We start from the raw sequence: 223 nt of genomic DNA on the forward strand, positions 1-223 counted from the left end.
AGCGCGACGGCTCGCCCATGGTGCCCTCGCGCTTCCTGCAGCGCCTCAAGGCTTTCACCGGCCGGGAGGCGTGGAACGCCATGCTGAAGTCGGGAGAGTATTACCGCCGGCGTGCCCGCACCCTCGACACGCCGAAACCCGCGCCCGCTCTTCCACGCCCGCGCCCGAAGCCCGACCCTGCGCTCTTCCCGCGCTCCTTGAGCGTCACGGAAGTCGAGACGCT

General features: G+C 70.4%; 1 protein-coding gene. It reads left to right on the forward strand.

Annotated elements, in window-relative coordinates:
- Positions 1 to 223: hypothetical protein (locus tag E4K09_RS04655; protein ID WP_134495531.1), on the forward strand; the 223-nt coding region annotated here is incomplete at both ends.

Source organism: Microvirga pakistanensis (genome assembly GCF_004458765.1).
Taxonomy (GTDB): domain Bacteria; phylum Pseudomonadota; class Alphaproteobacteria; order Rhizobiales; family Beijerinckiaceae; genus Microvirga; species Microvirga pakistanensis.